Raw genomic sequence first — 9,141 nt, 5'->3', positions numbered from 1 at the left:
ATAGAGGATTATCCAAAGTGCAAATGCAATGCTTCCTTGCGGCAATGGCACAAAATATCAAGAAAATTGCCCTAGTGGTATGGGCTATTTTGTCTTATTTATGGCGTCAATTTTACTTGTTTGAGGCATGGGTAAAACAATCAGCGAAAATGACCGCTGGCACCGTTATCTGAAAGGAAAAGCAAGAGAAAAGCGACAAAGTAAAAAAACAAACCCACTTTTATCAAATGATTTTGGAAAGATGGGTTTGTCAGCAGTCTGAGATGGCGTATATAACGCCATCTTTTCACATTTCATTGGGAACAAATTCAACGCTTAAGCAATTTTCATATTACCAAGTGTGCCATCATCCTTAATTTCTTGCTCAACCCCAACAATTTCCTTCACCTTTTCCCCATCCTTGAACATCACAAAGCCACCGTGTGCCATTTTGGTCCAATGTTCATTTTTGGTAAGCGGTTGAGTTGAGATAATAGTCACTTTATCACCCGGTTTAGCATAATCATTAAAATCAATAAAGCCGTCATCATCCACACGGAATGCCTTACCGAACGGTGCTTTACGTGTTAGATAGTGCAAAAATGTTGAACAATTCGCAATCATAAACTGCCCATTGGATAAAATAAAATTAAATGTACCAAGCTTTGATAACTCTTGACTAACTTCGTAAACAGCATCAAAAATTTCATCTTCGCTCGGTTTACGCAAATAACGCCGTTTTAAAAACTCGGTCATATAACAAAACGCCGCTTCGGAATCGGTGGTGCCGATAGGTTGTGCTCGGCAATCAGATAAATCAGGCAATGTGGTTAAATTACCATTATGAGCAAACACCCAATTTTCACCCCAAATTTCACGCATAAACGGATGCGTATTCTCTAGGTTCACATTGCCCTGCGTTGCTTTACGAATATGTGCAATCACATTGAGTGACTTGATATGATACTGTTTCACACAATCCGCAATCGGCGATGAGCTGCACGGTTTATCATCACGGAAAACGCGCACGCCTTTGCCTTCAAAAAACGCAATGCCGAAGCCATCTGAATGGCAATCGGTAATACCGGCACGACGGCGAAACCCTTCAAATGAGAACACGATATCGGTCGGTGTATTACAATTCATTCCCAATAATTGACACATAAACAAACCTACATACGAAAAGTTAAAATTTCAGGCTGTACATTATAAATCATAATTCACATATGAGTAGTAAGGATATTAATAATAATTTGTTATATGACATAGGCTTTAGTTTGTTTGTTTTGCCTGTTTCTGTTCAGCTCGCCTTTTTTGAAAGAATTGACTGATTTTGGCACTACACTCCTCTGCCAACACGCCGGCAGTAATTTCCACAATGTGATTCATTCGATAATCTTCAAACAGATGAAAACGTGAACCTATGGCTCCGGTTTTATAGTCGCTTGCACCAAACACCAAGCGTTTAATGCGGCTATGTAAAATAGCGCCGGCACACATCGGGCAAGGCTCCAGCGTTACATAAAGTGTTAAATTCAACAGCCGATAATTCTGCAATTTCTGCCCTGCTTGGCGTAAAGCCATAATCTCGGCGTGGGCAGTCGGGTCGGATAAAGTGATCGATTGATTCCAGCCTTCCGCCACAATATTACCCTGCTCATCCACCAGCACTGCACCGACAGGAATCTCTCCCATCATCGCCGCGTTATCCGCCAATGCTAGCGCATATTGCATAAACTTCTGATCTTTATTAGACATAACTATTTGATTTAATTGGATAAATTAATAAAATGGCGAACGTGGGCAACTTCAATCTTTAATGATAACTTATTGATTTTATTCGCTTTATTTATCAACTCTAAATGTATTGGGTAGTTAAATGGGGAGTAATAATTCCCCTCTGATTGGGCGATCCTATCAAAAAAGAAAAAATATGTATATCAGCCAAAAAATTTATTTTTGTTAAAAAAATGTTTCTTTTTTCGTGCTGTTGATATGTTGGCGTTTTTGCTTGCTTGAGTGTTTCCGGCTGGGTGAGTGTAAAACGGCTGGGACGCTGGGCAAATGGGACACGAAAAAAAAGATATTTATAATCAATTAGTTAAATCCGTTTTTCCGTCCCATCTTATATAGGACACAATAGGAAAATTTTTAGGACACTGTTTTAAGTTAATTTTTAATTTAGGACACTTGGGACGGATTGGGAAACTTTTGGGACTTAATAAAAGTTATAAATTATTGATATTATTATATATATTTATATCTGTCCCAATTATCCCATATGTACCATATATATTTAACATCTTGAGGGAAAATTTTTGATGTTCTGCCAATAAAAAAGCCGGTCATTTTTGCCGGCTCTTGATATGTTAATTATTTGTTTCATTTTGTGGCGTTTCTTGTTCCTCGACTTCTACCGGATAAACAAGATAAACTCTTGGTCTTCGTTCATCTAAATGTTTTGGCAATCTAACCAAATATTCACGGTCTTTTTCAGTTCCTTTAGCCAACATCCCAACATCAGCCAAAATAGGGCAAGCGATTTTTAACGGATATTCGCCCAACGCTTCCTTAAAGGCTTTTGGATAAATATAAAAATGTTCCTGTTCCTCTGTGTTTTGCCTTGCCAATATTCTATAACCTGCGGTGTTCTTGATTGGGCTTTCTATCGGTTTAAATGGATATTCAATAAATCGGCTATCTCTGTTTTCAAAAATCCAGCCTAGCAACTGTTCAGGAATAACCGTCTTTTCTCGGTTATTCGTGCCAAAATCAGAAAGCCAATCATTAAAACATTTTATTAATGCTTCGCTGTTCTGTTTTTCGTTCCATAACGTCAAATTAGCGGCTAATTGCAAGGCGGTTTCTAAAATAGCAAAACGGCTGGCAACTCTTTGCACTTGTGAGCTGGCTTCTGCCGGTAATCTATTAAGCCATTGTTGATTATAGGCTTTATAAGTTTCCGCTACTAACGCTTTATTCTCTGTTAAAAAAGCGATCCATTTGCGCCCTATCACGCCATAATTTTTTAACGCCATTTCATTGAGGTGGTCGGCGTGTGCTTTTTGGTTGGTGAATTCGCCTAATTGCGCCGGCTCTGAAATAGGAATATTGAGCAAGCGCACCAATTGACCGGCGTTGATAGCTATACCTTTGCTTTGCAAGTAGGTTTCAAGGTCTTTTTCGCCGGTTGATAAAGCGGTGATTTTCCAGCGGTTGATCTCTTGGTTTCCGCCCTCTTTCATTCCCTGAATGCGTCCGCTGCCGTTAAATAGTGAATATGCGATATTTTCAACTTCATAAAATCGCTTGGCTTGCCCTAACTCGTCAAGCGTGATAAATCCATCATTCCTTGCGGTTGCTTCGTTGTTAATGCCTTGCGGTGTGGTGTTCCACGTTAAAATAATTTCTTTCGGGTTGCCATAAACGCTATTAGCAATATTCAAGGTGGTTGTTTTGCCTTTGCTTGATTGGTTGTAAAGGTGAACGCCAAACGGCTCGGCGTTAAGTAAATTTAGAAGAGGACTCGCCAACGCGGTGGCAACGCCTAACATCATCGTGGCATTGCCTACAACATAACGCCCTATTTCATTTTGCCAACTTTCCAACGTGCCGGCGGTGCTGTAGCCGTGCTTGCTTGCGCTTTTAGCTGTGAATGCGATTGGCTGGCTTGGGTTGCCTATAATCTCGCCATTCGGTAATAAATAAGCACCGCCTTGCCATCCGGTCATATTGGTTACAATCCAATTTTGAGTACATTCGCCTTTGGCGTGAAAATAATCAACAAGCTGCTTTAACTGTTCACAAGCGGACATTCTCAAACCGTTATTTTTAAAATGATCCCACGCTTGCGCCTTGCCTAAATCAGCTGCTGGAATAGCTTCCCTAACAATGGTTTTATTTAGTGCGTGCTTCCATTCAAATATATAGTAAAAATGGTTATTTTGATTGATTCCACGGCCAACAATAGCAAGATTATCACAAAGCCACGTTGCTTTTTCGTTGATAATATCGCCTTCTTTATCTGTTTTAGGAACAACATAATATAAACCGCTTAACTTGCCATCTCGATATTCGATATAAGGCAACGTTTTATCTTCAATTTCCGGCATTGTCATTTTTTGCACGGTTTCCGCTACGCTGTCGCCCTCTCTAATTCTTTTAATATAACCGCTTAAGTCTTGTTCTAATTCGCCTACATTGTTGCATAACAACACGCTGTCGGCTTCGGTGTGCTTGGCTAGGTTAATGCAAATACTATCAATTTGATCACTGCTTAACGTGCCATATTGAGCGATACGGATCGCTTTTTGATTTTCCGGCGCAATTCTAAAAAGTCTCAAATCTTGCAACTGGTCATAACCTAAAATTACTGGCTTTTGCTTGTAATCGCTTCTTATTCGTTCCGTTAATAAATGCCAATATTGCCCGTTTCCATTTCCCCACGCTTGCCACGCCTCGCTACCGGCTAAAATGATCATTTCATCAAGCGGTGCATTCGGTTGATCTTTTAAAAAAGGGGCTTTTTTTAGTTTTCCGTTCATCATAATACCTTCTTTAAAAAATAGCGTTGTTGCCCTGAAACAGAACAACAACGCCTTATTAAATATTATTTATTTTGATTAGCTAAACTGTATAAACTCTTAACTAAATCACTGCACATAGCCTCCGCTTTTTCCATATAGGGTACTTGCGACATCAGCAATGACTGTATTTTCCCTGTTGCATTTTTGGGGTCGTAAATAATAATTTCTTCAGCCAACATTAAAACGTCTTTTATGACTGAAAGGCTTGTCGCTACTTCTTCTGATAAGTTATAAAGCTCTTTAAAATTATTTTGTGTATCCATCATTCCCCCCTCGCTTTTCTTCTTGCTTGTTTCTGTTGTTGTAGCTGTCTTTTTCTTTTCTTTGCAATTTCTCGCTTTTGCTTGCGCGCTTCTTTCATTGCCTTAAAGTAATCATAATCTGGAAATAAATTGCGCATTTGTTCCAAATCAGGTGCGAAAAATTCAATAACTGCGCCATTGGCTAATGTAATTTTTTCAGTGATCATAGTTACCGCCTTATTTAGCCAATTTGTGGAAAGTACTAACGCCATTTTTGCCGGTGTTATATACATTTAACACAACAAAAAATGGGCTAACTTTTGCAACTGCCTGACTTAACGTTTCGGCGTTAATTTTCAGCGTATAACGTGGGAATAGTGAGATTGGTTTTTGGGTATTGCGTAAGTCAAAACGGCTCACGGCTTTGAATTGATAGATCATTGTTGATAGTCCTTTGGGTAATTTTTCAAAGACTACCGCTAATCTTTCCACGGATTGGCGGTAGAGCGTAACAGGGTGGAAAACTAGTACCAAAGGAAAACTAGCCACGCTTAAAGCGTGCCTATTACGCCCTACCATTGATGAACACGCCTTAAATTGGTGTTCTTTAGGTGTGCGAAAATTACGAACAAAAAAAGCACGGGTTGGCGTGCTGTTCGCCTCTGGTTTATTCAGCTTTCCACGGCTGGCTTTCGATTTTGCGAAAGCGTGGCAAGTGTAAGCTGGTTTAGGTGAGTTTGTCAAGGCTAAATTACGCATAATTTCCCCCCTTAATTCTTGCGATAAAAATAGCTTTATCACGGGGTAAATTTAAAAATTGGCGTGCTTTTGCCTCGCTGTTGGCATAGGTTGAAATGTGTAGGCGTGTGCCTAGCAATAAGAATTTATAGATCATTGCTAATAGTCCTGTAAATAATTGTTCAAGGGCTATCGCTAAACTTGTCACGGATTGGCGATAGCGTGTAGCAGGGTGACAAACTGCCTTTACAGGAAAGCAGCCAACCGCAAAGGGTTGCCCACTACACGCCATCATAGATTGAATTACCGCTAGGCGGTTTTCTTGGGGTGTGTGAAATCTACGAACAAAAAAAGCACGTTTTGGCGTGCTGTTCGCCTGTAAAATATTCAGCTTGTCACGGCTGGCTTTCGATTTTGTGAAAGCGTTCGTAAAATAACGTGGTTTATATTTTTTTGTCAAGTATAAATTAATATTATTTTCTGTTTTTAAAGCAAAACAGTAGCTTTTTTTGTTATTTATCATATAATTAGATCCGTTGTTCGTTCAAACAACAACCATACAAGTTAAAAAGGATAAAAGTAACAGTGCAATCATCAACGGTTTTTGGTGATTGCGCTTTTTTTTAATAATCGTTTTTTTATTTCTTCATCCTGTTGCCATTGGTGGTTGTCTGCCACTGAATGGAATTCAGCCAATTGAATTTGCGAAAGTTCCGCATTAATCACGCCTTTTAAATGACAATCAGCGCAATAAACGCTCGCTTGAGTCAAGCAAGCGCTCGGTCTTTGAGAGTCCCTGATGTTTAAACCATTTCCGCATATAGGGCATTTAATCAATAAACCTTTTAACCGCTTCACTTTCCCTCTCCTACTTAAACTGCAAAATTTATTTTTTTATTATTTCGCTGTTCATCGCTTAATTTCTGCGCTCCTGTTTTAGCAACGTTGAAATGTTGCGCATTTTCTTCCTCGTTCTTAGTCATCATTCTGACAAAGTTAACTTGCTCTTTAATAGGCAATTTATTGAATGCCTTTAATAGCTCTTTTGCTGTATTCATACTTTCCGCCTTTAATTAATTGACTTATTCGGGTTATTTTTCGCTATCCAATCTTGAATATCAGATAGCGACCATCTGTTATAGCGACCATATTTAATCGGTTTTGGAAAATCGCCATTTTTTAATAATTTATAAATTGTTGATTTGCTGCCAATACCAATCTTCGTGACTTCTTTCATTGTTAATAACTTTGTTTCCATTTTTCCTCCGGCTAACTTAAAATAATATTTTTTTCATTTACTGCTGCCATTAAATTTAAATCCTCAACAACATAGCACTGACGACGATAAAAGCGATAAATAAGCTGTTTCTTTTCTTCATCATTTTTTATTGAAAATCTGCAACTTATTGGATCAATATAGAAACTTAAATTAGATAATGTTGTAATTGCTGTGCCTTTTGCCGGAAAATTCGGCGGAGTGATAACTGGTAAACCGGCTATAACGTTTTGAAATTTAATAGATTCAAGCTCTGCATTGTGAATAGCTTTACTTGTATCTATTAATAAATTTTCTTGCTTTGAAATTAAATCTTTTCCAATCATAAGAAATAGATCATTTCTTTGTTGGTGATGTGGTAATAGCTTGCTTTTTAATGCAAAAGCCAGTTCGGACAATGTTTTATAATCCGCATTTTCGCCAAAAACCTTTATAATATTTTGTTCTTTTCCTTGTTGGATAATGTTTTCCGGTTTCTGTTCCTCAAATAATTTTAACCATCCTTTATCAACATCGGATAAGTCTGTATTTTCAGTCATTAAAGCGGAATTTTTCCCATTCCAGCCAATCTGCAAAATATCAAAAACGATAGTGGATAAAATGCGTTCTAGATATTCATTTTTTAAATCTTTCTCATACAAATCAGCTAGACTGTCCAAATGATTCCAGCTAAAAGCAACGCCAGTATCGACCTCTTGCAATTCAAATTTAAAGCCGTCTGAACCTAAATTTGCGCTTTGTCGAGCCTCTCTTCTTCCTGTTGCTGGGCTTGTTATGACTCCTTTAAATTTATTTCCTTGTAAGTTATTCGCTAAAACAAGATTAATTTGATTAAAAAAGTCTGATTTAGAGAATAGGGTTTTGATAAACTCAATTCCACCCTGTTTTCCTGTTTCTAAATGCTCATAAATGTTGGATATGGGTTGGCTGCTGTAATCATTAAAAATTTCTGAAATAATCTGATTAATTTTTGCTCTGTTTTTCATAACTTCTCCGCCTGTGTTGTTTATCTATAAAAAATTTTTTGCATCTTCCAACGTTCTTGAATGATTGCAAGCGGATTTTATAAAGCGGACAAAATGAAATTTGTCAAATTGGCAAAAATTTTTGAAATCTGACAAAATTAATTTATAAGTTATTGTTCTATAACAATTTTCAAACACAAATAAAAAAGGCTTAAGCCTGCCAACTTAAGCCTTTCTATAATCTGTTATTATTATTTTTGATTTAATTCCTTAATAATATCATCAATATATGTTCTAACAGTGGTGTTTCCTCTAGTATTACTTACAATCTTTCCTTCATTTTTAAGTTTTTCAAGCACTGAAACAAGTTTATCTGCTATTGCATTGCAATTGTAGCTATTGTCCGATTTCAGCATTTTTTTACGCTTTAAAGGATATTCAAAATTAGGATTAGCAAGACAAATCAGCCCTTTTATTATTTGTTTGTAGGCTTCTTCTTTTGTTGAACTTAGATCTTTATTAGGTTCTATTTTCTTATTTTGTATTATATTTTCTTCTTTTGTTGAGCTTAATTCTTTATTTGTTTCTCTATATGTCGTATCTCTTTCACTTAACTCAATAAGCTCATTATTAATGCTTAAATCATATAGTTTTAATATAGAATCAATATCACTCTTTAAAAAATAAATAGAATCTAGGTTAGCTACTCTACTAATAGAGTCTATACTAACGTTATAAATTTTTATTTTTAACTCTGCAACTTCTTCATCTGTATACTTATCATCAATAAATCTATTTTCTAATAGACTATATTTAGATATAAAATTAATGTGGTTATTATTTTCTTCATTAAATCTAGCAATAAAAAAACTACTAAATTTTATATCATGATTTAAAACAATATTATAACAATCTATATCTTTAAAAATTTTATTTACTTTTTGTTTATAAATTACTTTTGCAGATAAATTAAAAGGATTAAAGTAATAGGATTCATCTTTATTATTTATTATTTTTGGCGATGTACCCATATGATTATTATTATAAGAAAAAATATATTGACCAGAAGGGTGTATAAGATTAAAACTAATATTTGATTTATCTAACAAAGATTCAAAAGCACCATTTGCAAATTTTAATATTTCATTTGAATAGCTAAGGTAAAAATAAACTTTTAAAAAGGCTACTTCTAATAAAATATTAATATTTATTTCTTTTCCTGTTCTTGAAAAATATTCAATCTGTAAATCTCTTGCACTAATAAAATCTGAATCGAGAACACCAATACCCATAATTATTTGCCCCATACTGTATAAAATAACAGTATTTTAAATTATAGTTTATAGTAGTTCAAT

The 9,141-nt window shown here is 36.1% G+C and carries 12 protein-coding genes and 1 pseudogene; 1 reads left to right on the top strand and 12 read right to left on the bottom strand.

The genetic code is table 11. The annotated features are described in order from the left end of the window. Positions 1 to 173, top strand: a pseudogene (locus A3EO_RS13315) (IS5/IS1182 family transposase); the annotation flags it as partial. A gap of 142 nt (positions 174 to 315) precedes the next feature. On the opposite strand, the gene A3EO_RS0104020 reads toward A3EO_RS13315, so the two are convergent. The 12 genes from A3EO_RS0104020 to A3EO_RS0103965 form a co-directional block, all read right to left on the bottom strand. Further along, on the bottom strand, positions 316 to 1,143 hold the full coding sequence (locus A3EO_RS0104020) for a class II glutamine amidotransferase (protein ID WP_018346118.1): 828 nt from the start codon (positions 1,141 to 1,143) through the stop codon (positions 316 to 318). 108 nt (positions 1,144 to 1,251) lie between these two features. After that, positions 1,252 to 1,737 carry a tRNA adenosine(34) deaminase TadA gene (gene tadA / locus A3EO_RS0104015; protein ID WP_039152463.1) on the bottom strand — a complete coding sequence of 162 codons (486 nt, stop codon included), beginning with the start codon at positions 1,735 to 1,737 and terminating at the stop codon, positions 1,252 to 1,254. A 611-nt stretch (positions 1,738 to 2,348) separates the two neighbouring features. Continuing rightward, positions 2,349 to 4,526: a DUF927 domain-containing protein gene (locus tag A3EO_RS0104010; RefSeq protein ID WP_080638275.1), complete on the bottom strand. Its 2,178-nt coding sequence runs from the start codon at positions 4,524 to 4,526 to the stop codon at positions 2,349 to 2,351. A 62-nt stretch (positions 4,527 to 4,588) separates the two neighbouring features. Beyond that, positions 4,589 to 4,831, bottom strand: a complete 243-nt coding sequence (locus A3EO_RS0104005) for a hypothetical protein (protein WP_154647139.1) — start codon at positions 4,829 to 4,831, stop codon at positions 4,589 to 4,591. Next, entirely contained in the window at positions 4,828 to 5,034 is a 207-nt protein-coding gene (locus A3EO_RS0104000; RefSeq protein ID WP_018346115.1) for a hypothetical protein, read from the bottom strand. The genes A3EO_RS0104005 and A3EO_RS0104000 overlap by 4 nt, the downstream gene beginning before the upstream one ends. A 10-nt stretch (positions 5,035 to 5,044) precedes the next feature. Then, positions 5,045 to 5,566, bottom strand: a complete 522-nt coding sequence (locus A3EO_RS12635) for an ash family protein (protein WP_018346114.1) — start codon at positions 5,564 to 5,566, stop codon at positions 5,045 to 5,047. After that, entirely contained in the window at positions 5,559 to 6,068 is a 510-nt protein-coding gene (locus A3EO_RS12630; RefSeq protein WP_018346113.1) for an ash family protein, read from the bottom strand. The genes A3EO_RS12635 and A3EO_RS12630 overlap by 8 nt, the downstream gene beginning before the upstream one ends. Positions 6,069 to 6,139: 71 nt before the next feature. Continuing rightward, positions 6,140 to 6,403: a hypothetical protein gene (locus A3EO_RS0103985; RefSeq protein ID WP_018346112.1), complete on the bottom strand. Its 264-nt coding sequence runs from the start codon at positions 6,401 to 6,403 to the stop codon at positions 6,140 to 6,142. Between the two features lie 14 nt (positions 6,404 to 6,417). Continuing rightward, entirely contained in the window at positions 6,418 to 6,603 is a 186-nt protein-coding gene (locus A3EO_RS0103980; protein ID WP_018346111.1) for a hypothetical protein, read from the bottom strand. Between the two features lie 11 nt (positions 6,604 to 6,614). Then, entirely contained in the window at positions 6,615 to 6,803 is a 189-nt protein-coding gene (locus A3EO_RS0103975; protein ID WP_018346110.1) for a helix-turn-helix transcriptional regulator, read from the bottom strand. Between the two features lie 11 nt (positions 6,804 to 6,814). Further along, on the bottom strand, positions 6,815 to 7,807 hold the full coding sequence (locus tag A3EO_RS12625) for a phage major capsid protein, P2 family (RefSeq protein ID WP_018346109.1): 993 nt from the start codon (positions 7,805 to 7,807) through the stop codon (positions 6,815 to 6,817). 230 nt (positions 7,808 to 8,037) lie between these two features. Next, positions 8,038 to 9,078, bottom strand: a complete 1,041-nt coding sequence (locus A3EO_RS0103965) for a hypothetical protein (RefSeq protein ID WP_018346108.1) — start codon at positions 9,076 to 9,078, stop codon at positions 8,038 to 8,040. Positions 9,079 to 9,141 lie beyond the last annotated feature (63 nt).

This window comes from Gallibacterium anatis DSM 16844 = F 149 (genome assembly GCF_000379785.1).
Lineage (GTDB): Bacteria > Pseudomonadota > Gammaproteobacteria > Enterobacterales > Pasteurellaceae > Gallibacterium > Gallibacterium anatis.
The sequence above is the reverse complement of the archived record's forward strand: the minus strand, read 5'-3'. Positions and strand labels throughout refer to the sequence as shown.

Coding starts and splice junctions, on each gene's coding strand:
- A3EO_RS0104020 (WP_018346118.1), bottom strand. CDS start 1,143: ATGTGTCAATTATTGGGAATGAATTGTAATACACCGACCGATATCGTG.
- tadA (WP_039152463.1), bottom strand. CDS start 1,737: ATGTCTAATAAAGATCAGAAGTTTATGCAATATGCGCTAGCATTGGCG.
- A3EO_RS0104010 (WP_080638275.1), bottom strand. CDS start 4,526: ATGATGAACGGAAAACTAAAAAAAGCCCCTTTTTTAAAAGATCAACCG.
- A3EO_RS0104005 (WP_154647139.1), bottom strand. CDS start 4,831: ATGATGGATACACAAAATAATTTTAAAGAGCTTTATAACTTATCAGAA.
- A3EO_RS0104000 (WP_018346115.1), bottom strand. CDS start 5,034: ATGATCACTGAAAAAATTACATTAGCCAATGGCGCAGTTATTGAATTT.
- A3EO_RS12635 (WP_018346114.1), bottom strand. CDS start 5,566: ATGCGTAATTTAGCCTTGACAAACTCACCTAAACCAGCTTACACTTGC.
- A3EO_RS12630 (WP_018346113.1), bottom strand. CDS start 6,068: ATGATAAATAACAAAAAAAGCTACTGTTTTGCTTTAAAAACAGAAAAT.
- A3EO_RS0103980 (WP_018346111.1), bottom strand. CDS start 6,603: ATGAATACAGCAAAAGAGCTATTAAAGGCATTCAATAAATTGCCTATT.
- A3EO_RS0103975 (WP_018346110.1), bottom strand. CDS start 6,803: ATGGAAACAAAGTTATTAACAATGAAAGAAGTCACGAAGATTGGTATT.
- A3EO_RS12625 (WP_018346109.1), bottom strand. CDS start 7,807: ATGAAAAACAGAGCAAAAATTAATCAGATTATTTCAGAAATTTTTAAT.
- A3EO_RS0103965 (WP_018346108.1), bottom strand. CDS start 9,078: ATGGGTATTGGTGTTCTCGATTCAGATTTTATTAGTGCAAGAGATTTA.